This is a genomic window from Trinickia sp. (genome assembly GCF_051961175.1).
Lineage (GTDB): Bacteria > Pseudomonadota > Gammaproteobacteria > Burkholderiales > Burkholderiaceae > Trinickia.
The window spans coordinates 24,966-48,335 of record NZ_JBQCDN010000185.1 but is presented as its reverse complement, the minus strand read 5'-3'; the positions used below and the strand labels follow the sequence as shown (position 1 = coordinate 48,335).

The window sequence follows — 23,370 nt, the reverse complement described above, 5'->3', positions numbered from 1 at the left end:
GTCACGCCGCCCGAGACAGCCACGGCTCCCGATAATTCGATCGGGGAATTTGACAACTTCGACTTCAAGCGCTTCGGCGTGCGGGTGCCGGCTCTTTTGATATCGCCGCGCATCGCGGCGGGCACCGTGTACCGCGCATCGAGCGGTACCATCGATCACACCAGCGTGCTCAAAACCATCGAGGAACGTTGGAACATTCCTCCGTTGACGCGGCGCGATGCCGCCGCGCCGAGCCTCGGCGATGCGCTCTCCCTGAGCCAGCCGCGCACGGACGATCCACTCGCCGGTGTGCTCGCCCCTCAATCCATGGCGAACCAGCCCAACCGAGCGACGCCGAGCACGCTGGAGCGTCTGCATGCATGGCGCGTGTCGAAGCTGCCGATCCCGGATGAGAACGGTCGATTCGACCATGTTCAGCCGCAATTGAATTCCAGTGCGGAGATCGGGGAGTACATCCGTGATCGCATGGCTGCGTGGGATAGCCACTTGCGTAAGCTTAGGGGTTGACGGCAGTCATTCGGGCGAAGCTGACCAGGCAACGCACGGCGCCCTCAGCGCCGGCGTTCGTCGACGTAGCTCCGCGCCGCCTCGACCGCATCCCCCGCCGCCGCGCTGTTGTGGCGGCCGCGATGCAGCAGCGTGAGCGGCGCGCGAATCGCATCGAGCTGCGCAGAGCAGATAGTCGACCTGCCCCGCCAGCACGCTGCGCTCTTCCGCCACCGTCACGAAATAGCGCAACAGGCGAAGGTCGACGATCTCGCTCATATTCAACCGATACGGAAAAACAATAATCCATATGTTTTACATACGGCTTCGAAGCGCGTTAAATGGCGCGATCGAATCGACGGGAGGGAGACCATGAACGACGCTCGGCGCAATCTGATCGGCGCGGCGCTGGCGGGCGGACTGGCCGCGCTAGTGCCCACCGCGCGGGCGGAGGATGCCGGACCCGGCGCGCGGTGGGCAGCGCCGCCATCCGGTTCGGCCGACGAGACGATCGACCTGTGGCCGGCGGCCCCGCCCGATCCGTCGCCTGACGGCGGGCCGGAGGTCGAGCGGCCCGGCAAGCACGGCAGCGTGTCGCGCGTGATGCGGCCGCGGCTCAACGTCTACCGGCCCGAACGGCCGAACGGCAGCGCGGCGCTCGTGATCGCGGGCGGCGGCTACGACCATATCGAGCTGGGCAACGAGAGCACGCCGGCGTGCAGGTGGCTGAAATCGCTCGGCGTCACCGCGTTCGAACTGGTGTATCGGCTGCCCGAACAGGGCTGGTCGCGGCTCGCACCACTGCAGGACGGCCAGCGCGCGATGCGGGTGATCCGTGCGCGGGCCCACCGCGAGCGGCTCGATGCCGCGCGGATTGCCGTGCTCGGTTTTTCCGCGGGCGGGCATCTCGCAGGCATGACTGCCGTCGCGCCGGACGCGGCGCGCTACGCGCCCGTCGACGCCGACGACCGCGAATCCGCCCGCCCCGACCTGGCGGGCCTGATCTATCCGGTGCTGACGCTGATGCCCCCGTTCGACCACACGCGCACGCGGCTGCACATCGTCGGCGCGCATGCGACCGAAGCGGACAGCGCCGCGATGTCGGTCAACCTGCAAGTCGATACGAGCACGCCGCCCGTGTTTCTCGCGCAGGCGCTCGACGATCCGGTCTCGCCCATCGACAACAGCCTGCTGATGCTGAACGCGATGCGCGGCGCACGGGTGCCGGCGGAACTGCATGTATTCCAGAGCGGCGGACACGGCTGGGGGCTCGGCGCAACGGACAGCGAAGTGCGAGCGTGGCCGGACCTGTTCGCGACCTGGGCGCGGCTGAACCGGTGGTTCGCGTAGGCAGGCCCCGACATGCGCGGGCTACGGCCGGAACAGGGAAGACAAGGACCGGCGGCCGATATGCACGAAGGCCGCTCGGCTCGTCGCTGTGATCAAAGCGCGCACTTTTTCGGCTTGTCGAACACCACGCCGAGCGGCGTCTTTCTCGCGAGAATGTAGCTTCGGATAGTCGCTTGTCTACCGGCAGCGCCGTCGGGCATATTAGGCATTGGATGCTCACGCCGGTCCAAGGATAAAGAGGCGCCGCGGCAGCCACGGGGCCGAGGACCATTCCAGAGCATGCTCATTCCGGACAGATCCACTCATTTTTGCTTGGATCTCTATAGTTAGTAATAATTTCGTGAAGCGGTTGCTTATATATAGCCGAAAATCTCTCCCCCACGATCCGGAGCTTGTCCACCTCTTTCATGGCTCCGCTTTGCTCCGTTGCAATGCCGTGGACATATAACCATACAACATCATGTATCTTGGGATTGGCCACGATTTCCGGATTGCATATATCGACACATGGGCTGCGCTCCGAAAACAGCATGCCGGGCCCGGCATTACTGATTCCGACTCGTCCAGTAACAACAAACTCCGCATGCTCTTCGTTCGGGTCGTTGAAGCCTACAGTCAGTAGGCCACCATCAGGAAGAAATGCACCGAGGTTGCGTTTATAATCCTTGATCGCTTCACGCGCGGCATTACCGCCGTTATACCATTGATCGCATAGCCACTCGCTTATCCCTTGGCCGATGCCGGGAATCGAAGATATCCCCCCTCGGTGGTGTCGACGATTTGCCAGCCCCATCGGATCGACCCATCCGGTAGCGTTAGCCGCATAGGCATACAAGTTCATGCCGCCCAGCAATCGTATCGGATCTTCACTGATGAACTGTCCCAGCGCGGAGTCATAATACCTATGACGGCTGTAATACAGCCCCGTCTCTTCGTCCTCGTATTGCCCCTGCAATCGAAGCGGTTGAGCGAAGTTCAGGTGCGCAGGCGCGGGCTTTGCCTTCCCCCATGCCGAATAGGTGGCCCGCCATATCGACCGCCCTTGCGTATCCGTCACGTCGCACGGCGCGCCATTGATGTCGTTGTGAAAGAAGAAAAGATCGCTTATCCAGTTGAACGGCGCGGATTCTTGCGGAGTCCGGCAGCGCATCGCCAACGGACGAAACGTATTCGGATGGTAGACAAATGTACGTCCGACCATCGCGTCTCTGCGCTCCGAAGAACCGGCGCGGCGTTCACCGGGAGACGATGACGTTACGTGCCATTCTGCGGCTAGCGTGTTGCCGTCCCAGAAGAAACGGGTACGCGCCGGCTGAGACAAGTCACAAACATTGATGCTTTCGGTGGTTGTACAGCCATCACTCAATCGTTCGGAGATCTTCCCTACTCGCCGGCGAAACGCGTCATACGTGTAGCGAGTCCGAATGCTTGCCATATCGGGCGATTGCCCTTTGGCTCCAGCCGTATGGCGTAAGGTCAGCGTCTCAATCAGCTGTCCGTCGCCGTCCCACCGCAACATCAGGTCTTGTCGTGCATCGAGCCTGCGCACCAGATTGCCGGCGCGGTCGAATCCGCAGTAGTGGCCATCATATTCGCCCTCCCGGATCCACGTTTCAGTCGTCGCGCCCTGCCCGGACATACCCGTCTTGCTGCCCTGGCGAATGCGTGTCTTTAGCAGGTCGCCCGCGGGGTCGTACGGGAAGCGATGCAGCTTCCCGGCCGGGTCGAGGTGCTCAGTCAGCCTGCCCACAGGATCGTATCGGTAGCGCTCGTCGCCAAATCGCGAATCGCGCTTTTCCGTCAGTTCGCCATTGCTGTCGTATGCGTATTCGCTTGTGAAGAGGCTGCCTGTACCGGAAAACAATGCTTGCTTCGCCAATAACCCCTCGGGCGTGTATGCCAATTCTCGTCGCAGCTCGGTGCCGAGATGTTCTATGCGGATCTGGCCCAGCGCGTTACGCTCGAATATGACGGGCTCAGCATCGTCAATCTGGACCGTGCTCAGCACGTTAAGCGCGTCATAGCCGTAACGAACGGTATGCGTCGCGCTGTCGCCATCCAAAAAGAGTTCGGTACGGCGCTCGATTCGATTGCCCTCCGCGTCATAGGCGTGCATGATCACGAAATCGTCGTCCTGCCTTTCCTCTACGAGGCGACCGACTGCGTCGTACCTCATCACCACCCGGCTATCCGGATTCTCGGCGATCGTCAGGTCGCCATTTCGATCGTACGTGAAGGTTTCGATGCGGATCCCGTCGGGCTGCCGCGGATCGGGCACACGCCTGAGCACCACGCGGCCGAGCTTATCCGTTTCGTAACCGATCGCCTGACCCAGCGGATCAACGCTGCGAAGCAACTGGCCCGTCGCACCGTACTCGTAACGGCGTGACTGCCCCCAGTAATCGATTTCTTCGACAACCCGGCCTAACCCGTCGCGCTTGAGTTCATAGCATTCGCGCCGTTCGTTCACCACACCGACGAGTTGGCCTTCGGTGTCGTAGCGGTATTCGATGACGTTTCCGTCCGCGGATTGCCGCCTGCTGACTTGCCCGAGGCCCGAATATTCAAGTTCCGTGACCTTGCCATCCGGATCGCGATAGCGCACCAGGTTGCCGCTGGCGTCATAGCTGCAAAAGATCTGCCGCCCGCCGGGCTCGATCGCCCGCACCAGGTTACCGTTACCGTCGTATTCGTAACGGCTCACCTGCCCGGATGCGTCAACGATCTGAATAAGGTTTGCCCGTGCATCGTATGTGTACCGAGTGCAACGGCCAAGCACATCTGTGATGCTTTCAAGATTTCCGTCGCGATCATAGTCAAAGCATGTCACCGCGCCGCGGGGTCCCGTATGGCTTACCAATTTCCCATGCCGGTCGTACTGATAGCGCACCGTGGTCTGCGTGGGTGTGATTTGCTCAAGCAGATTGCCGAACTCATCCCATACATACTTCCAGCACTTGTCACCCGGTGCACTCGCCCTTACCGGCCTATGATTTTCATCGTAATCGCCACGCGCAACGCTACCGTCCGGCAGCGTTTGAGCCAGCAGGTTCCCATATACGTCGTACGCCCAGGTGGTGGTGAGCCCGGCAGGACCGATCTCGGCGCTCGTGCGCCCCTGCTCGTCGTAGCGGTAACTCGTCACGCACCCTAGCGGATCGGTTCGCGCCACTGGCATTCCACGTTCGTTTGCCTGAAGAAGTGTCGTGTGCCCCAGGGAATTTGTGCTCCGCGTCTCGCGATGTTCGAGATCGTAGAAAAAGCGGTAATCGAGCACGCCCTCATCTCCCCACGCGTGATCGACACGCCACTCACCGTCGTCATGGCGAAGGTAACTGTAATAGAAAGACATCCCGCGAGCACTCGTGTGGCGCACCATCCTATGCCCATCGTCATACACAAAATAGTGCGGCTGGTTCATCGCATCCAGCGCGGCAACGAGACGCCCATTCCGGTCATGTTCATATCCGACGAGTGGATGGGCACGACCGCACGAATCGATCAGCTTTAGCGCAGTGACCTGAGTCGCATGGCCTTCTGCCTGGTCGCCCGTGCGCGCCACACACTCAATCATGCGGCCGGTCATCTCCTCGTGCTTCCACTCGATCAGGCGCGCCAGATTACCGTCGGATCCGCGCTCGAACACCCACGCGTTGCCGTTGAGATCGGCCATCCGTCCGACGAACAGCGTCAACGTGGCGTCGTCGGCAAGCCGCTCCAGCGCGTACTGCCAGCGTGCGGGCAACGCAAATTCATATTCGGTTCCTGCACGCGTGCGCAGGACCAAACGCTCGTCCCGCCGATAAAGCGCATATCCGTGCTGCCAGTCGTATACGCGCGCCGGCCACGCGTCGGCGTGCGGTATGGTATCGAACGCCGTCGCGTGATCCGGGAAGTACGCAGCCACACCCACTCCACCCTCGTGCCGCATCACCTCCAGCCGGATATCAGCCGGCGTCTGCCAGCCCACGCCAACCGCTCCCAGCCGCGTATCGCGACTGGAGTAATGCCGATTCCACACGAGCGGCAGCCGCCCCGACACCGTAAAGTCGTGCTGCTGCATCACGACTTCACCGGTGATCATATTGACCGGATCGGCTCCCAGCACGGTGCAGCGCAAGAAGCCCGGTTTGAGATTCAGCTTGTCGGCCAGCGCCCTCGCCCACTTGCTTCCGCGAAAGGCCTTGAACAGCGACGAAGCCAGTGCGGCCATATTCATAACCGGCGGTCCGCCCACCAGCACCGGCCGCCCCACCGGAATCGGCAGCATCACCGAAGTCGGCATCGACAATGCGGTTCTCGCCGTGTGCGCGCCGTTATGCGGCGGCGGCTCCAGCCCCACCGACCAACAACTCGCCGCCGGTAGCGCCATGAACGACAGCGGATCATTGTTGGCCAGGACCGTCCGGCTGCCCATGTAGGACTCGGCGTCATTCGACGGCAGTTCGGCCGCCGGCGGCGGGGCGAACGACTCGCCCAATGGAAAGTGCAGGCCCGGTACATGAAACGAATGGGTACCCGCCGTTGCCCGCAAAAAACCATTCACGAAGATGGGGCGGCCCGCGATGCTTCCCATGCCGATACCGGCGCCGGCAGCGTCGGCGAGTTCACCTGCCAGACCGGCGACACCGCCGACAACCGACGCCGCCATCTTGCCGACTCCAACGCCCCCGGCAACCAGCGGATCGCTCATCAATTTCGCGCTCGCCTGCTGCAGGTCTGTCGCCGCGGATTCGAGCGCATGGTCCAGATCGTTTGCGACGTCGGGGTTGGCGTTAAAGTAATCGATCACCTCTTCGTCGACGAACGTGAACGCGATGCTGCCGATCACCCCGAGCGCGGCGTCGACGTATTCGCGCAGGTCCAGTACGAAGCCGACATAGGGATGTGGCAAATAGACAGGCGCCGGCGCCGGCGCCACGCTCACGGCGGGGGCGGCCACGCCGACCACCGGGTCAAAATGCTTTACCGCAGCAAGTGCCATCGTCCTTTTCCCATTCAACGCCCGCTGCGCAGCGCGGCGACCTTGTCGCTGAGCTCGCCTCGGCGTTTGTCGAATGCGCCTACTTGTTTAACCATCCACTCGACGACGAACTGCAGATTGCTGTGCAGCCTCATCGATTCGTCGATCAGCAGTCCCGCATCCAGCGCGTTGAACCCGGCTTCCAGCGCATGCTCGCGCTCTCCCGCCCTCTCCCAGCACACCGCGCTCATGCGCCACGCCTCGACAGTCAGCAGTGCGTCCGCCGCGGCTGCGGTGGATGCCGCCGCGCGTTCATAGCAGTACGCCGCGTGCGCGAAGTCCTTTTGAGTCAGGTGTACGCTCGCTTCGCCGAACAGACCGTTCGCAATGAGCTTGTGTCCGGCCGGATGTCCCGCCTCGACCGCGCGCGCACCGTTCTCGGCGGCGCTTCGATACGCACCGAGCGCTCGCTCCCGATCACGCCACTTCAGGTACGCCGAGCCCGCGATCAGATGCACGACGACACATTGATCGAACCACTGCTCGCGCTCCGCCACCGTCAGCGCCGCCGCACGCAATGGCTCGAGCCGCATCGCGCTCCCACCCTCGATCGTTTCGTTCAAGGCGACGAACAATCGCCGAAACTCACCGCTGGCCCCCCGCTCGCCGGATTCCGCCAGTAATTCACGCGGCAAGCTCGCCATCGAATATCGTCCATGCACGAGGCGCACCGCTTGTTGATGGCGTTGCGACAGCGATGCCAACGACGAGACATCCGTACGCGGCACTACGAAGCGCACGCGTTCGCCGAAGTTTGGCGATGCGGCAACGATCGCCAGCAACGCCTCCAGCCATCGACACCAGGCCGTCTCGTCTCGCACATGCGCCGGCTCCAGTACAAAAACCATGGCGGGAAAGATGTCCGGGTGGTGCCGCATCAGGCTGTCGGCGACCGTCAGCAGACGCAGCATCGAATTCGACGTTCCGGTCAGCGGCGCTTGCCAGTCGGCGCGCAAACCTCGGGCATTCGATACCTCGCGTCGGCTGTCGTAGAACGCGACGAGTTCGTCGATCAACGCCTGCGCGTAACGTGCCTCGTCCACGAACGCCGCCCGCATTGTCCGCACCGCGCATGATGTCTCGTCCTGCACCTGGAAATAGAGCTGCACGAGCTGCGCGTCCCTCTCGTCGGTCTGCCAGATCATCAATCGCGCAGCACGATCCTTCGCAAAGCGCATCCAGTCCATATGCGCATTCATGAACCTGCGCACCACGGGATTCGTCGGTTGCCAGTTCTGCATGCGTTCGCCCCGTCACGGATTGAGCTTAAGCACGGCCCCTTCGACCGTATGCTCGCCCGCCGCCGACGACGTCACCTTCGTGCCGCGCACGCTATGGCTATCGGTACCGATCGATTCAACGTTGACGCCTTGAATCTGGATCGTGCCGTCGCTCTTCATCACGATGCTCGATAGCCCGCAGACGAGCGAAATCTGATCGCCGGCATTGACGATGACTTGATGTTGCACACTTGTCGTATGGCTCGCGCCGACACTGACTGTGTGTTCACCGCCAACCGTGAGCGTGTGCGCGTGGGCAATCGTCGACGTACGCGCGCCGATCTCTTCGATATGCGACGACGCAACCAGTGTCTTCATGTCCTGCGACGTCGTGTGATAAAGCTGCCCAACGCTCAGCGTTTTGCCTTCCACGATCGTTTCGGTCTTGCTTTGTGCGACCGTTTCTCTGTGATTGCCGCCGATCGTCGCGTCACGGTGCGCAGCAATCGTCACGGTTTCGTTCTGCCCGACCGTTCGCGTCCGGTTGCCGATCACCCCATGGGTCTCGTTCCCGCCAATCTGCGCCACGCGATGCTGCCCGATGTTCACCGTCTCGTTCTGCCCGACACTGCGTTGCCGATTGTTCTGTACGTGCATCGTCTCGTCGTTGCCGACCGTATGCGTATGGTCGTTACCGATCGACAGCGAGTGATCGCGTTCCGTCTCTCCATCGAAATTGCGTTCCGCATGCAGCCACAATTGCTCGGCGCCTTTGCGATCCTCGAATCGCAGCGCATTCGCGTGCGCCGTCGTGCCGCCCGGTGAGGAGCGCGACAAAATTCCGCTCTGTGTCGCCGTGGCGGGCAACCCCCACGGCGGCATCCGCTCGCCGTTGTACACCCGTCCTGTCACGATCGGATAATCGGGATCGCCATTCACAAAATCGACGACTACTTCGTCGCCCACGCGCGGAATCTGTACCCCGCCGAAACCGCTGCCCGCCCACGGGCTCGACACGCGCACCCAGCAGGACGCGTTCTCATCGGCGCGTCCATATCGGTCCCAGCGGAACTGCAGCTTGACGCGTCCGTACTGGTCGGTCCAGATTTCCTCGCCGGGAGGCCCGACAACCGTCGCCGTCTGCGGCCCGTGCGTCCGCGGCCGAGGCGTGTCGCGGGCAGAGCGGTACGGCAAGCTCGACGGCTGCAGCACCGCGTTTGTGTCAAACAGCACGTCGTCATCGCCATTGCTGCTGGCGTAGGGATTTTCTTGAAACCGGTACTGGCAGCGCACGATCAGATATTCGCGGTTCTGGTCCGCGCGCGGGCAGTTCGTCAGCGTGAACAAGTAGCCCGGCGCCATTGCGCGCACGTCGGTACTGGCGTCCGCCCGCTCATGCTGCGCCTGAAGTTCTTCGAGCCGCACGCGACTGTAATGCGCGCCCGGCGCATCGTCGCGATAGCCGCCCGGCCACTCGAATGCCGCATAACCGTCGTGATCGTGACCGCGCGGGTCAACCCGCTGCGAGAGCAAATCCGCGCCAGGTTTCGTGTAGTCGTAATCGTTCGACTGGTGGGTGCCGACACTCACTTCCTGCGCAGGCTGCCATGATGCGATGTGTTCTTCGTCGGCGATCGTCACCCTGTCGGGTGCGATGAACGGAATGCTCGCGTAACCCGGCAGCGTGTCATGCGAGGCCATTGCATCGCACAGCACGAGCGTGTGGCTCGCTTCGCCATGCTTGAAGTAGTAATAGATACCTTCCGTTTCCATCAGCCGCGAGACGAATGCCGCATCGGTCTCGTTGTACTGCACACAGTATTCGCGCGGCGTATAGGTTTCGGTGAGCCGGTTTTCAAGCGGACAGCCGTACGGCGCAAGTACCTGCCGGATGATCTCCGGGACGGTCCGGTTTTGGAAAATCCGGCAGTCCGCGCGACGCGTGGCGAGCCACAACCACGGCCGCACGACGAGCCTATAGCCGTAGTGGCGCGATGCGCGCCGGCCCGAAAGCTGTGCACGCGCGACGAGCCCGTTCAGGTAGCGAAAGGCGTTGCCCTGCTGTTCGATGCGAATAGTCAACGGCTTGCCGAGCAGATCGGTGAGGGACAGGCTGTGGCTGTCGCCAAGTGCATCGATGCGATATTCGAAGCATCGGCCGAGCATCTCCTCGCCTTCAAGGCGATGAAATTTCAATGCGTCGCCCAATGGGCCTTCGAGTGTAAAAATTCGGGGCATGTAGCGTTTCTCTGTCGGTGACTGCTCTCTTGCCGCTGGGTTGCCGCTGGGTTGCCGCGTCGAAAGCATCGCGATTCGAATCAGACTTGTGGTTCCGCGGTTGGCACGTAGTGCGCCCATGCAACAGCCCACAGCGTTTGCTGCCCGTTCAATACCGTCGTATTCTGGTTCTGTGCATCCCACGGAGGAAGGCACGGCCGGCAACCGTGATGCGTCGTATGCCAGAACTGAACGCGCTCCGCCACCTCGGGCCGCCTGCGGTTACGGTAGAGCCAACGCAGCTCCGAATGCGTGATGGTGCGCTCCTTGTCACTGATCAGCACAAGGCTGACCGGAGGCGGTGCTTTTCCCTGTGGGCGGTCACGGGCGAGAATTTCCGCGGGGTTCTGTGGATTCGTGAACATGTGCGTCTTCGTGACCACCGCCGCCATGTCGATCTGGTCGAGCAAAAAATGAATATGACCGCGACGATTGTCGATGGTCCAGCTCATGCCGAACTTGGATTTCGCACGCCAGACCGAGTTCGTCTGCACGTCGCTACTGCGGCTCGCGAACTTTTCCTCGTCGTTGTCGTGAGCACGTATCGCCTGCGCGAAGCGGTTGTATTTCTTGTCGGTCTCGTTCTTTTGGATAAAGTTCTTGAATGCTTCCGGCTCGGCCATTCCCTTCTTGTATTGATCCACGGTAACGGGTCCCGTTGCCGACGAATTGGCAGCAAAGTGCAGCGCCAGCGTCCTGCGCATAGGCGCCAGGCCGTATATCAGATCGCCGTCGGTAAAATCGAATTTGAATGGCTGGGTAAAAGGCATCGAAAAATCTCCCGTTCAATTGGCAACATGACAAGACGGCTGCGATTCAGGGTCGTCGGTCCCTTTCTCTTCGAACCGGTACACGAATTCACCGTCTTCCGCGCTCACGTCGATAGCGGCGAGTGCGCGGCCTTCGAGCGTCGCGGTCAGCACTTCGCGGCTGATGCGAGTCAGCAGCGTGTGGTTCAGGATTGCGTCGACCATCCGCCCTCCGGACTCGACTGTGCGGCAGCGGTCGACGACGAGCGCAACCGCCGACTCGGCGCAGCGCAGTGCGATCCGGTGGTGGTCTTCGATGCGGCGCGCGATGCGGCGCAACTGCATCGCGACGATGCGGGCAAGCATCGCGTCGGTCAGCGGGTAGTACGGCACGACCGACAATCTGCCGAGCAGCGCCGCCGGAAACACATCGAGAAGCGGGCCGCGTAGTGCGTCGGCAAGGGTCGCGGCATCAGGCAGGTGCTCGGGGTCGCGGCACAACTGCATCACGCGCTCCGTGCCGACGTTCGACGTGAGGATGAGGATCGTGTTGCGAAAGTCGATCAAGCGCCCTTCGCCGTCTTCCATCCAGCCTTTGTCGAACACCTGGAAGAAGATTTCGTGCACGTCGCGGTGCGCTTTCTCGATTTCGTCCAGCAACACCACGCTGTACGGGCGCCGCCGCACCGCCTCGGTCAGGACTCCGCCCTGACCATAGCCGACGTATCCCGGCGGCGCACCCTTCAACGTCGATACGGTATGCGCCTCCTGAAACTCGCTCATGTTGATCGTGACGACGTTGTGCTCGCCGCCGTATAGCGTCTCGGCAAGCGCAAGCGCTGTCTCCGTCTTGCCGACGCCGGAAGGCCCGCACAGCAGGAATACCCCGTGCGGTTTGACCGGATCGTCAAGCCGCGCACGCGCGATGTGGATGCGCTCAGCGATGGTCTCCACCGCGTGGCGCTGTCCGATCACCCGTTCGCCGAGCGTATCGGCGAGACGCAGCACGGCCTGCATTTCGTTGCGGACCATCCGGCCAAGCGGGATGCCGGTCCAATCCGCGACGACAGCGGCGACCGCATGGGTATCGACGGCAGGCAGCACGAGCGGCGTTTCGCCTTGCAACGAGGCCAAATCGCGTAATTCGGCGTCGAGTTTGGCTTGGATCGCGCTGTGGGATAAATCGTGTTCGTGCGGCTCGTTCGACACCGCGTCGCCAAGCAATTGGCCGCGCCACGCGACGATGCGCGCCAGGGCTTCGCGTTCAGCCTGCCAGCGTCCCTCCAGCGTAACGAGACCGGCCGATTCGCGTTCGATCGACGCATCGATCGCGGCGAGCCGGGACTCATCGCTCAGCCCCAGCGTGCGTTCGCGCTCCACCAGCGCACGCTCGACTCGCAGGCTATCGATCCTGCGCCGCACATCCTCTACCGCCGCCGGCACGCTGTGTTGGCTCACGGCAACGCGCGCGCAAGCAGTGTCGAGCAGGCTGATCGCCTTATCGGGTAACTGCCGCGCCGGGATATAACGGCGCGACAGCGTCACCGCGGCCTGCAGTGCCTCGTCGAGCACAAGCACGCGATGGTGCTGCTCCAGCTTCGCGGCGAGCCCGCGCAGCATCGCCAGTGCGGGCGCTTCCTCCGGCTCTTCAACCTGAACCGCCTGGAAGCGCCGCGTCAGCGCCGGGTCTTTCTCTATGTACTGCTTGTACTCCGACCATGTGGTCGCGCCGATCGTGCGCAGATGCCCACGCGCCAGCGCAGGCTTCAGCAGGTTCGCAGCATCGCCGGTGCCGGCGGTACCGCCCGCCCCGACGAGCGTATGCACTTCGTCGACGAATAGAATGACGCTGCGCTCGCTGGACGTCGCTTCGTCGATCACATCGCGCAGCCGGCTTTCGAACTCGCCCTTCACGCTCGCGCCAGCCTGCAGCAGCCCGATATCGAGCAAATGGAGTTCGACGTCGCGCAACGGCGGCGGCACATCGCCGGCCGCGATGCGCAACGCGAACCCTTCGGCGACGGCTGTCTTGCCGACGCCCGCCTCGCCCACCAACAGTGGATTGTTCTGCCTGCGTCGCAGCAGGATGTCGATGATCTGGCGGATTTCACCTTCGCGGCCGACGACCGGGTCGATCTCACCGGCCCGCGCTTTAGCGGTCAGGTCGATGCCGTAGCGCGCAAGCGCGGTCTCGTCGCCACGGGGCGTGGGAGGCTGGCCAGCGGACCCTGCGCGTGCGGAGGCCTCGGGCGAACCGTCCACGATCGACTCAAGTTCGTCGGCCAACACGTCGGGCACAATTCGCTCGAATTCGCGCGCGATGGCATACAACACGTTGCGCAACTGGGGCGTCTTCACCATGCCGAGCAGCAATACCGCGCTGCGAATACTTGCCGCGTCGTACTTCAGCGTCGCATAGACCCAGGCGCGCTCGACGGCGTCGTCAATATGCGCGGACAGATCCGACACCGACCCGGCGCCGCGTGGCAGACGTTCAAGTACGGCCGTCATGCCGCGCTCGACAACCGCTACGTCGATGTCGAAGCGGCGCAGCACACGATGCAAGTCGCTGTCCTGTTGCTGGAGAATCTGATGGAGCCAGTGCGCAAGCTCCACGTAGGGATTGCCGCGCAGCCGGCACGCCCCGGTCGCCTGCTCGAGCGTTCGATACAAAAAGGGATTCAATTTCCCGAACAGGGCCACGCGGCCAATCTCGGACATAGGGTTTCCGTTCAAGCAGATCAAGCGGGTTGAGAGGGGGACGTGCGGCGCTCACGCACCGCATAGTCGAGCACGAGGTCGCACGCGGGTTCGGGGTTCAGCCGCTGCCCTATCCACATGCTCAGGCCGAGTCGTTCGCGATTGCCGAGCGCCAGCGCAGGCACTTCGCCGGGTGCGAGTTCCAGCTGCACGTCCCAGTCGAATTCAATGCCCACGTATTCGCGCACCCATTGGGCAAGCGCGAGCGCCGCGGCGCCGCCCGGCAGGAAGCGCCGGTAGTCCGCACAGGTGAGCGGACCGAGCACGATCTTGATGCGCGACTGCGCGTCCCTCACTGCGCAGCCGAGCGCGGCGCTGCCAAGCGGCGTCGTCCCGCGCCGGCCATCACCGAGGGCACAACGCTGCGAGCGGCCGAGAGGCAGCCATTGCCCGACATGCTCGACAATGCGCACCGGCACGCCGAAATAGCCCCGTAGAATCTGTGCGAGCCCTTCGGGGTTGCGCGTGTGCCGCACGAGATGACCGGCGTGGAAATACTGCGCATGGGGGGCAATGTCATGACGTGGGCGGCAGGCGGTTTTCGGCTTGGCCGGGGCTTGCGTTTCCGCTGGCGGTTGCGGCTTCGTCTGTCGTCCGATCAAACTCGCCAGATAGCGATCGAAACGCGCGCGCCCCGGACGGTCAAGGCTGACCACGGGCTGCGCATCGGCCCAGGCTCGGTAGAACAACAGGATCAACCGGTGATGGAACAAGTCGGCGAACGCGGCGAAGGTCGGATCGTCGCACTGCGTGGCGCGTTCGTGCGCGTATTCGGTCAGATGCAACGGCAGCGGCCCGTTCGGGCCGAACAGGCCGAATCCGCGGATCGCCAGATGCGGACGGGTACCGCCTTCGCGCACGCGGGACAGCATCGCCGGGGCGAACGCAAGCGACGGTTCCTCGCCAAGCCGCACCGGTTCCTCGTTCGGGCGCGCAGCATGACCGAGTGGCGCGGTATCACGCGACAGCGCGTCCAGCCAGCGCAGCGCATCGAACAGATCGTGCTCGTGCGGCGCACCGCGCAGACGCAGCCACCATGCTTCGAGCCGAACCGTATCGACATGAACATCGACATCGACATCCGCAGCGGCAGAATCGCGCGTACTCATATCGCGGGCCGCCTGCCGATGCGCGCGGGCCAGCGTGCGAGCGTGCCGCGCTGCACGCTCCCAAGCACACATTCGGCGAACGAATTGATCGACACGTGCCGTGCGAAAAACTGTTCGAGCACGGCCCCGAGAAGATAGGGACTATCGCCGGAAAACGCATGATCGTCGACGGTCAGTTCGACCTCGATACCACGCCCGAACATCACGGGCCCCGCCCCAGGCAGGCGGCGGACCACTGGCCTGAACGCGACGCGCCGCAAGCCGTCGATCTGCCGACGCGTTGCCGCATCCGCCGGATCCGCGTGCAGTTCGAGCAAATCGCGCAGCCGTTCGCCGCCTTCCTCATCGTCGACATCGGTCAACGTTTGCCGCGCGAGGCCCAGGTGGCTGATCAAACGCCAATCGCTTTGTTCGTCACCGATCGGTGCGCGCGGGCGCGACGGCCCGCGCAGCACGACAATCCGCTCGACTGGCGCGGAAACCCGCAACGTGAATGCAGCGCCTGAAGGCAACATCAACGGCAAATCCCGATTGGTGCAGAGCGTGTCGACAGCGAGGAAGCGCGTCGCTTCGTCGAACGGTGCGCACTGTGTGTCCACGAGCGATACATACATTTCACTGCCGGCATAGCCGGTGCGCGTACCATGCGAACGCGCATGCGCCGAGATCAGCCGTGGCTCGCGTCGCGTCGTGAAGTAAGCCGGGAAGTTGCCATCATCGCCACCGAACGTCGCATGGAACGGACGAAACTCCCGGCCCTGGCTCTGCTCGCGTCCCTCTTGATCCTGGTTGTAATCTGTATTGCGGCGCTCGCCAGTGAGCCGCTCGACCGCGTAGACCTCGTAATCGAGCGGACGAGTTCGGTCCACCACCACATGGTGTTCGCGCGCGCCCGCCATCACCGGAATCCGGTCGCCGCGGCGGGCGAACAGGTTGATCGCCGGCGTGCAATAAAGCGCGAGATGGCGAGTGTCGACTACCGTTTCCAGCGTGGCATCGGGCTGGTCCAGCAGGATCGTCAGATCGAATTCGCCGCCGCGTGCGTGCGCAAGTGCCGGCCGCAACCCGTCGATGCTGAAGAACAGAAAGCGCGCCGGGAAAGCGAAATACTCGCGCAGCAACCGATAGCCATGAAAACTGCGGCCGTCATCGGGCAGCAGCGCTTCATCGGCCGCGAAGCCGCGCTGCGTTAGCGCATCGGCGGCCAACGCATGCTGCCAACGCGGTGGGCTGGAAGTGTCGTGGCAAATCACCCCGAGCGTATGGTTGGCGACCAGCTCGAGTAGCCGCAATGCATCGCGCTCGGGGCCAGCCAAATGGAATGTCAACCGGTCGAGCGGCAAGCCTGCGAGATCGACGCCGCCATGCGCCTTCAGCCGGATCCGCAGCGCCCCCCGCACCGCGCCGCGCACGGCGGCGCTCATGCTTGCGCCCGCAAGCGGCAGGTCGGTTGGCGCCCCCGTCAGGCTCACTCGCGCAAGTTCGAGCGGCCACAGCATCACTTCGTGCGCCGTGCGAAATTCGCATGCGGTCTGCTCGCCGTCGGCGAGCTTCGCGTGTAGCGCTGTGCCGGCCGGCAGGCGGTAGCCCTGGGCAAGACTGCCCTCGTTCATGCGCGGCGTGACGTGCACGATGGCCATCGACGGCAGCGGCGCCGTATAGCCGGGGTACACGGCATCGAGCAGCCCTTGCGTAAAGCGCGGAAACTCGGCGTCGAGCTTCATCTGCACCCGCGCGGTAAGAAAACTGAAGCCTTCGAGCAGGCGCTCGACGTAGGGATCGGGCGGTCCCGCGTCGTCCATTTTCAGACGAGCCGCCACCTTGGGAAATTGCGTGGCGAACTCGGCCCCCAGCTCGCGCAGATAGGCGAGCTCGCGATTGTAGTAATCGAGCAGACGGGTATCCATATCCTCAGCCGCCCGTGAGCGCGTGCAGCGAAACCGCGCCGGTCTCGAGATCCACGTCCGACCGCAGCACGAGTTCGACCGGATACGGCGAGCGCCACAGCATTCCCTTGATTTCGAACGCGAGCACGTTTTGGCGCTGCGCATCGGCCCCACGACGCGTAGCCGGCTCCGACAGGTTCCGGACTTCGACGCTGTCAGCCAGGATGCGTGGCTCGAAACGCAGGATTGCATCGCGGATCGAAGACTCGATCTCCGTGCGCTCGAGCCCTGCCATCTGCCGCCCCGCGAGCGGCCGCATCCCATAGTTGACGACCGACGCACGCGCCGCTTCAAACGCGGACCAATCGACGTGCCCGTCCTCCGCGTTCGCGGTATTGAGCAGCCACGCGAGATCGCGCAGCACCGCCGCGCGCAGGCGCTCGCCGTCGATCGCCTGCGCGTCGGGCGCCTCCGCGCGTTGGTGCGGAGCGGAGTCGGTCAGGCGGTCGAGCAACGCCGGCTGCAGACGATCGCGAGCGTGGCCGGTGCCGCCTGGCACGCGCCCGGTACGTAGCGAAGGGGACGCGGGCGAGGATGATGCGGGGCGCCCCGCGCCGCGCGGCAGTATCTTGTGTTCCATCGATCGGCTCCGCCGTGCTTACATCTCGGTGTTTTCCTTGATGTTCCAGCCAACCGACACTTCGGCGCCCTTGCCGCCGTTGTCGTTCTGCTGCCAGTACTGCTTCTTGACTTTGGCCGCCTGGAAGTTGTAGTTCATCAGCAACCGGTCCGCCGCATCGCCCGGATCGACGCCGGTAATCTGCGCCGACGTCACGAGCACTTCCTGTAGCGTGATGCTCATGAACTCGATCTGAGTGCCGCCCGTCTTGCATGCCGAGACCTGGACCGAGGGCAGATGTTTGCCGGTCACGCAGTTCTTGAGGATGGCCGCCGTCCCCTTGTCCATATAGGCGACCACGGCGAGATCGTTGAAGCTCGCGCGCCCGGCGTTGCCGCCGCTGCCGCTCGCCATCGCGCCCGCCTGGCTCGCGCCCCACGAGATCGATTGGATATCGGTCCAACCCTTATGCTGTGCGTCTTCCGATTCGCCAGTGACGCCGTCCACCTTCATAAACATTGCTACGCCCATTGCCTGCTCCGTGATGAGTGAATCGATCAGAATGACTTCAGATTCAAAGTCATGCGCTTCTAGTGCTTATGCATTGGCCGACTTCGCCGATGGCAGCTTCGACACGAGCCGCAGCGAGACGGTGAGCCCTTCGAGTTGATAGTGCGGGCGCAGGAAGAACTTCGATGCGTAGTAGCCCGGGTTATCCTCGATCTCCTCGACAACCACGTTCGCCGCCGCGAGCGGCTTGCGGGCCTTGGTTTCCTGCGACGAGTTGAGCGGGTCGCCGTCGACGTAATGCATGATCCAGTCGTTCAGCCAGCGCTCCATGTCGGCACGCTCCTGGAACGAGCCGATCTTGTCGCGCACGATGCACTTGAGGTAGTGCGCGAAGCGGCAGCAAGCGAACAAGTACGGCAGGCGGCCGGACAGGCGCGCGTTGGCCGTCGCATCGGGGTCGTGGTATTCGACCGATTGCAGTAGCGACTGCGCACCGATGAACGCGGCAAAGTCAGAATTCTTGCGGTGCACGAGCGGCATAAAGCCGTTCTTTGCGAGTTCGGCCTCACGCCGGTCGCTGATGGCGATCTCAGTCGGGCACTTCTGATCGACCCCTCCGTCATCCGTCGGGAACGTATGGCAGGGCAACCCTTCCACCGCCCCGCCCGATTCCACGCCGCGGATCGACGAGCACCAGCCATACTGCTTGAACGAGCGGTTAATGTTGGCTGCCATCGCGTACGCGGAGTTGGCCCACGTATACCGGTCGTGGCTCGCGGAGTCGGTCTGCTCTTCGAAATCGAACTCGTCGACCGGATTCGTGCGCGCACCATAGGGCAGCCGTGCCAGAAAGCGAGGGAGCGCGAGGCCGAGGTAACGCGAATCGTCAGACTGGCGCAAGCTGCGCCATGCAGCGTATTCGGTGTTCTGAAAGATCTTCGTGAGATCGCGCGGATTGGCGAGTTCCTGCCACGAATCCATCTGCATCAATTCGGGCGAAGCTCCGCCGATAAACGGCGCATGCGCAGCTGCCGCGATCTTCGACAGTTCACCCAGCATCTCGACGTCGGGCGGACTGTGATTGAAGTGGAAATCGCCGACGAGGCAGCCGAACGGCTCGCCGCCGAACTGGCCGTATTCCTCTTCGTAGACTTTCCGGAACAGCGGGCTCTGATCCCACGCCACCCCCTTGTACCGCTTGAGCGTGCGTGCCAGTTCATTGCGCGCGATGGGCAGCACCTTGATTTTCAGCAGTTCGTCCGTTTCCGTGTTGTTCACGAGATAGTGCAGTCCGCGCCACGCGCCTTCCAACGTCTGGAACGATTCGTGATGGAGGATCTCGTTGATCTGCTCGGTCAGTTTGCGATCGATCTCGGCAATGATCTGCTTGACCGTGCCATACGCATCGGTCGTTACGCCGACCGTGTTTTCAAGCGCCTGCTGTGCGAGGGTGCGCACAGCATGCTCGACCGACTCGCGCGCCTGCTCGGTCTTCGGCTTGAACTCCTTTTGCAGCAGCGCGGCGAATTCCGCCTGCGCGGCTTGCTGCGCGACGGCGGGGGCCGTACCCGTACTGCTGCGCGCCGCACTGGACGACAGGGGCTCAGTCATGGCGACCCTCCGGCTGTGGCTCGACGCGCGACATCGCAGTGGCGCCTTCGGTTTCGCCCTTCCCGTCCATGCCGTCATGGGTGGCATGCCGCGCGAGCGACTTCAAAAGCGCCGGGTCGTTGATCGCGTTTTCGATCAGTTGCTCCGCGCCGTGCTTGCCGTCCATGTACGACAGCAGATTCGACAGTTCGGTGCGAGCTTCCAGCAGGCGCCGCAACGCGTCGACGTTGCGCGCGATCGCCGCCGGCGAAAAGTCGTCCATGCGCTCGAATGTCATATCGACATTCATGAGGCCCTCGCCGGTCAACGTATTCGGCACCTGGAACGCGACGCGCGGTGCAATCGACTTCATGCGTTCGTCGAAGTTATCGACGTCGATTTCGAGAAACTTGCGCTCCGCGAGGTCCGGCAGCGGCTCGGCGCGCTTGCCTGCGAGGTCTGCCAGTACGCCCATCACGAACGGCAACTGCACGCTGCGTTCGGAGCCGTACGCCTCGACGTCGTACTCGATCTGCACGCGGGGCGCGCGGTTGCGGGCGATGAACTTCTGCCCGCTCGATGTCGCTGTCCTCTGTTTGTCCGTCTTCATAAGCTCCTCTATCTGGCTTGCGCCGTTGAATGCCGCTGAAAATGCCGCCGGTGCCGAGCCGGGCGTGGGGCCGTCACTCGCTGCGCTGGCCGCTCAGCACGTCGATACGCGGCAGGCTTTCCGGTGCGAGATCGCGGATAATTTCGTAGAAATCGAGCGTCAGCAGCCGCTGCGTGCGACGCAGCAGGATCGGCGCCGGATGGCTCGGCTCGTGAACTTCGAAGTAACGGCAGATTTTTTCGAGACCGATCCGCACGTCGTCGCGGTTCGTCACCTCCGCGGCGTGCCATAGACGGCCGGAATCGACGGTGCCGATCGCGCTGCCGTCCGCTGTGCCGGTCATGCCGTCCGGGCCCGCGGCTGCAGCGAGGCCAGCGGAAGTTGCATCCGGCTGTTCCGCGACAGGGGGCAACACCTCGTTCCGGATACGGCACAACGTCTTCTCGAAGTCGCTGATGTCGAGCCGCCCTGCATCGCCAAGCCGCGCCGACACCGATGCGCGAATCGCCTCGATGGCGTCGAGCGCGGCGAGGCCGGCCAGGAGCGCGGGGTGTCCTGCGGCGCGCGCTCGCAGCAGATCGGCCTCGAACCGTCCGCGCCCGCCCGGATAATGTTCGAGTTCCGCGCCTTGGCCGTCGAGCACGCGCGCGGCATCGCGCACGCTCAGTCCGTCGATCAAGGCCTGCGCGCGAGCCGCCTGCGCACAGCGATGCGCGCCTGCCACCTCGGCGAGTGCGTTCATCCGTTGGGTCGAATCGAGCTCGCCGTCCATATCGAGCCGCGGATACACCTCATCCCACCATTGCTCGACGAGCCCGGCTACGACGTGCAGGCCATCCGCATAGCCGGCAAGTCCGCGCAGCGCGATCCAGCTGCGCGTCAAGAGCCCGGCGACACGCAGGTCCTTCGTTCGAGTGAGGAGGCGTAGCGCAAGGCGCTCGACGGCGGCCCAGTCGGGCTCTTCAGCCGGAATGACGGTGTCGCCGTATTGCTGCTCAGGCTTGCCCACCGCGTTCTGTTCGAGCGCGATGTAATCCGCGTCGTACTCGAGATTCGGGCCGCACAGCGCGTCAGGCTCGACACCGGTGAGTAACGCTTCGATCTGTTCTGCTCTGTCCATGGTTTGCACGTCGTGTCATTCGAATACGTAGTCAATGGTGATCGGCCTGCTGCCCACATCGATCGCCAGCATGCGGCGCAGCGGAGGCAGCGCGCCGTTACGAATTTCAATCTGATAGACGCCAGGGGTGAGCGGCAGCGAGCGGAGCGGCGGGCTCGCGCCGCGTCTGACGCCATTCACATAGATGTCGCCCCACGGCAGCACATGGAAGCGCACGAGCACGGTGCCGGCAGGCTTGGGTTCCTGTTGCGGTCGAGCTTCCTGGCGTGGCTGCGGCTCAGCCGCTGCGGGTGCGGATGCGGCGCTCGCAGACAGGGAGACGGCGGGCGCGGGCTCGGATGCTGCCGTCACGGGCGCGGATTCTGCGGTCACGGGGGTGGATTCCGCGGCCACGGGCGCGGACCCTCCGGTAACGGGCGTCGATCCTGCGGTCGCGGACGCGGATACGGCGGGCACGGTCGCGGTCACATGCGCATCCGGAACGGATGGCGTCTCGGCGACGACCGCTTCCGATGCATCGAGGCTTGCCGCCGGGGCGTCGCGATTCACGCCGGGCTGTGCTTGCGGTACGGACGTGCTGTTCGAGTTCGCAGCGATGCTCGGCGCGGATTGCATGTGCGATTTCGCGGATGAATGCGCGACTGCCAGTACCGCCGTCGGCTCCGGCGTCGTCTTCCCCGATCGGAAAAAGTGCACGGCGGTCATGCCACCGATGAGCACGACAAGCAGTGCTGCCCCGCCATAAAGCATCGTCGGACGCAACAATATCGACGGCATCGACAGACGGCTTTCGCGGCCCGGAACCCGTGTCGCCCGCGCCGGATGTTCGGACCGCGTTGCCTGAGTTGCCTGAGTTGCCTGAGTTGCCTGAGTTGCCGTTGTTGACTGTGTTGACCGTGATGACTGTTCCGCCTGCGTAATTTGCGTCTGTTCACGCTCAATCGGGCCCGCATCGCCGGGCTGGCGCGTCACTTCCCGGAGCGCGTCCGGCTCATTTTTCTCCGGCATTGACTCGGGTGTCTGCTGTGACACCCCCCCTGCTATCACCGCGGACTTCGCCTCATTGGCCGGCGCCCGAGCTTCCGCCTCGAACCCCTGCACCCCCAGCTCCGCTGCGAATTGCGCGACGGACTCCGGCCGTTCGGCGATACGCAACTGCAACGCATGATCGATCGCGGCGAGAAACGGCTGGCTGTAGCGATCCCGCTCCGTCAACCTTCGCGACGCGAGCGGCTGGTAGCTGTCCTGAATGCTGCGCACCACGGCCGCAGGCGGTAACTCGCCAGACACCATCGCATGCATCACCGCGCCCAGCGCGTATAGATCGGTCCAAGGCCCCTGACTGAATGCAGGGTCATCGGTGTATTGCTCGATCGGCGCGTAGCCCGGCTTCAGCATCATCGCGCTGTCGTCGACGAGATCGCCGATCTGCTTGCGTGCGGCACCAAAGTCGAGCAGGACAGGCTTGCCATCCGGGCGGATCAGGATATTGTCGAGCGAGATGTCACGGTGAAAGCACTGCGCGCGATGCAGCGTTTCGAGCGCACCGAGCAATGCGGCCGTGATCTCGCGCAACTGTGCCTCGCTCATTTGCATGCCGCTTTCGAGCAGTTGCTTGAGCGTGCTTCCCTCGTAGAACGGCGTCACCATGTAGGCGGTGCCATGACTCGAACCGAAGTGCAGCACCTTGACCAGGCCCGGGTGGTCGAATTGCGCGAGCAACCGCGCTTCGTTCAAAAATGCGCTTCTGCCCGCGTCGAATGCCTGCGCGAAGCGCTCCGAGCGCAGCGAGACGGTCTGGTCGCCATGACGCACCGCCAGCATCGACGGCATATACTCCTTGATCGCCACCACGCGCTGCAACGCGATATCGAACGCACGGTAGACGATGCCGAAGCCACCGCCGCCCAGCATCGCCTCGATTTGTAATTCGCCGATCCGATGGCCGACCGGCAATGGCCGCACCGGCTGGCCAGCCACTGTGGCCACGCCCGCGCCGGCATCCTGCTCGCTTTCTCTCGATAGTTGTTCCGTCATCTGCAACCTCTAGCTACGCTCGTC

The 23,370-nt window shown here is 63.5% G+C and carries 15 protein-coding genes; 2 read left to right on the top strand and 13 right to left on the bottom strand.

The annotated features are described in order from the left end of the window. A partial coding sequence (locus tag ACTHL0_RS10590; protein WP_440566680.1) for an alkaline phosphatase family protein occupies positions 1-507 on the top strand: 507 nt, incomplete at its 5' end. Between the two features lie 351 nt (positions 508-858). Continuing rightward, the gene (locus tag ACTHL0_RS10585) at positions 859-1,836 is read left to right on the top strand and encodes an alpha/beta hydrolase (protein ID WP_440566679.1); all 978 of its coding nucleotides are present in this window, start codon (positions 859-861) and stop codon (positions 1,834-1,836) included. 283 nt (positions 1,837-2,119) lie between these two features. On the opposite strand, the gene ACTHL0_RS10580 is transcribed toward ACTHL0_RS10585, so the two are convergent. The 13 genes from ACTHL0_RS10580 to ACTHL0_RS10520 form a co-directional block, all read right to left on the bottom strand. Continuing rightward, entirely contained in the window at positions 2,120-6,820 is a 4,701-nt protein-coding gene (locus ACTHL0_RS10580; RefSeq protein WP_440566678.1) for an RHS repeat-associated core domain-containing protein, read from the bottom strand. A 14-nt stretch (positions 6,821-6,834) separates the two neighbouring features. After that, positions 6,835-8,100 carry a hypothetical protein gene (locus ACTHL0_RS10575; protein ID WP_440566677.1) on the bottom strand — a complete coding sequence of 422 codons (1,266 nt, stop codon included), beginning with the start codon at positions 8,098-8,100 and terminating at the stop codon, positions 6,835-6,837. Between the two features lie 12 nt (positions 8,101-8,112). Continuing rightward, positions 8,113-10,317, bottom strand: a complete 2,205-nt coding sequence (locus ACTHL0_RS10570) for a type VI secretion system Vgr family protein (protein ID WP_440566676.1) — start codon at positions 10,315-10,317, stop codon at positions 8,113-8,115. An 80-nt stretch (positions 10,318-10,397) separates the two neighbouring features. Then, a complete protein-coding gene (locus ACTHL0_RS10565) occupies positions 10,398-11,126 on the bottom strand; it encodes a hypothetical protein (protein ID WP_440566675.1) in 729 nt (242 codons plus the stop codon). 15 nt (positions 11,127-11,141) lie between these two features. Beyond that, positions 11,142-13,826 (bottom strand): type VI secretion system ATPase TssH, encoded by a 2,685-nt coding sequence (gene tssH / locus ACTHL0_RS10560; RefSeq protein WP_440566674.1) that lies wholly within the window; start codon positions 13,824-13,826, stop codon positions 11,142-11,144. Between the two features lie 20 nt (positions 13,827-13,846). Further along, the gene (tssG, locus tag ACTHL0_RS10555) at positions 13,847-14,974 is read right to left on the bottom strand and encodes a type VI secretion system baseplate subunit TssG (RefSeq protein ID WP_440566673.1); all 1,128 of its coding nucleotides are present in this window, start codon (positions 14,972-14,974) and stop codon (positions 13,847-13,849) included. Then, positions 14,971-16,881 (bottom strand): type VI secretion system baseplate subunit TssF, encoded by a 1,911-nt coding sequence (gene tssF, locus ACTHL0_RS10550; protein ID WP_440566672.1) that lies wholly within the window; start codon positions 16,879-16,881, stop codon positions 14,971-14,973. Before tssF ends, tssG begins: the two co-directional genes overlap by 4 nt. A gap of 4 nt (positions 16,882-16,885) precedes the next feature. Further along, positions 16,886-17,500, bottom strand: a complete 615-nt coding sequence (gene tssE, locus ACTHL0_RS10545; RefSeq protein ID WP_440566671.1) for a type VI secretion system baseplate subunit TssE — start codon at positions 17,498-17,500, stop codon at positions 16,886-16,888. 18 nt (positions 17,501-17,518) lie between these two features. Continuing rightward, complete coding sequence (locus tag ACTHL0_RS10540) at positions 17,519-18,010, bottom strand: Hcp family type VI secretion system effector (protein ID WP_440566670.1); 492 nt, start codon at positions 18,008-18,010, stop codon at positions 17,519-17,521. A 66-nt stretch (positions 18,011-18,076) separates the two neighbouring features. Continuing rightward, positions 18,077-19,600: a type VI secretion system contractile sheath large subunit gene (tssC, locus tag ACTHL0_RS10535; protein ID WP_440566669.1), complete on the bottom strand. Its 1,524-nt coding sequence runs from the start codon at positions 19,598-19,600 to the stop codon at positions 18,077-18,079. Then, positions 19,593-20,189 (bottom strand): type VI secretion system contractile sheath small subunit, encoded by a 597-nt coding sequence (gene tssB, locus ACTHL0_RS10530; RefSeq protein ID WP_440566668.1) that lies wholly within the window; start codon positions 20,187-20,189, stop codon positions 19,593-19,595. Before tssB ends, tssC begins: the two co-directional genes overlap by 8 nt. A gap of 73 nt (positions 20,190-20,262) precedes the next feature. Then, positions 20,263-21,309: a type VI secretion system protein TssA gene (gene tssA / locus ACTHL0_RS10525; RefSeq protein WP_440566667.1), complete on the bottom strand. Its 1,047-nt coding sequence runs from the start codon at positions 21,307-21,309 to the stop codon at positions 20,263-20,265. 15 nt (positions 21,310-21,324) lie between these two features. Next, positions 21,325-23,346 carry a protein kinase domain-containing protein gene (locus tag ACTHL0_RS10520; RefSeq protein ID WP_440566666.1) on the bottom strand — a complete coding sequence of 674 codons (2,022 nt, stop codon included), beginning with the start codon at positions 23,344-23,346 and terminating at the stop codon, positions 21,325-21,327. Positions 23,347-23,370: the final 24 nt, after the last annotated feature.

Excerpts from the sequence above, each read along its gene's own strand:
- ACTHL0_RS10575 (WP_440566677.1), bottom strand. The coding sequence starts at position 8,100 with ATGCAGAACTGGCAACCGACGAATCCCGTGGTGCGCAGGTTCATGAAT.
- tssC (WP_440566669.1), bottom strand. The coding sequence starts at position 19,600 with ATGACTGAGCCCCTGTCGTCCAGTGCGGCGCGCAGCAGTACGGGTACG.
- ACTHL0_RS10570 (WP_440566676.1), bottom strand. The coding sequence starts at position 10,317 with ATGCCCCGAATTTTTACACTCGAAGGCCCATTGGGCGACGCATTGAAA.
- tssH (WP_440566674.1), bottom strand. The coding sequence starts at position 13,826 with ATGTCCGAGATTGGCCGCGTGGCCCTGTTCGGGAAATTGAATCCCTTT.
- tssF (WP_440566672.1), bottom strand. The coding sequence starts at position 16,881 with ATGGATACCCGTCTGCTCGATTACTACAATCGCGAGCTCGCCTATCTG.
- tssB (WP_440566668.1), bottom strand. The coding sequence starts at position 20,189 with ATGAAGACGGACAAACAGAGGACAGCGACATCGAGCGGGCAGAAGTTC.
- tssA (WP_440566667.1), bottom strand. The coding sequence starts at position 21,309 with ATGGACAGAGCAGAACAGATCGAAGCGTTACTCACCGGTGTCGAGCCT.
- tssG (WP_440566673.1), bottom strand. The coding sequence starts at position 14,974 with ATGAGTACGCGCGATTCTGCCGCTGCGGATGTCGATGTCGATGTTCAT.
- ACTHL0_RS10580 (WP_440566678.1), bottom strand. The coding sequence starts at position 6,820 with ATGGCACTTGCTGCGGTAAAGCATTTTGACCCGGTGGTCGGCGTGGCC.
- tssE (WP_440566671.1), bottom strand. The coding sequence starts at position 17,500 with ATGGAACACAAGATACTGCCGCGCGGCGCGGGGCGCCCCGCATCATCC.
- ACTHL0_RS10565 (WP_440566675.1), bottom strand. The coding sequence starts at position 11,126 with ATGCCTTTTACCCAGCCATTCAAATTCGATTTTACCGACGGCGATCTG.
- ACTHL0_RS10585 (WP_440566679.1), top strand. The coding sequence starts at position 859 with ATGAACGACGCTCGGCGCAATCTGATCGGCGCGGCGCTGGCGGGCGGA.
- ACTHL0_RS10540 (WP_440566670.1), bottom strand. The coding sequence starts at position 18,010 with ATGGGCGTAGCAATGTTTATGAAGGTGGACGGCGTCACTGGCGAATCG.
- ACTHL0_RS10520 (WP_440566666.1), bottom strand. The coding sequence starts at position 23,346 with ATGACGGAACAACTATCGAGAGAAAGCGAGCAGGATGCCGGCGCGGGC.